At 41.7% G+C, this 228-nt stretch carries 1 protein-coding gene; it reads right to left on the minus strand.

Annotated elements, in window-relative coordinates; all coding sequences use genetic code 11:
- The coding region (locus ACTRWI_RS22920; RefSeq protein ID WP_499133968.1) for a hypothetical protein at nt 1-228 on the minus strand (228 nt) is incomplete at both ends.

Raw genomic sequence — 228 nt, forward strand, 5'->3', positions numbered from 1 at the left:
GCCACCAAGCCTTTCAATTCAGATAAAGATTCTGTCGCGTTATTATCAAGCACATCAATCAGATCCTGTTGTTCGGGATCATCGCTAACCACTAAATTTAAACGCTGCAGGGCTTGAACCCGCTCAGAACGCGGTATATTAGTATCGCGTAGTTTATGAAATGCCGTGACCCTTTCGTGGGCTTCAATGGCCAAATTTTCATTTTCAACATCAATAACAAACTGATTT

Source organism: Pseudoalteromonas sp. G5_S1_14_S5, assembly GCF_054968605.1.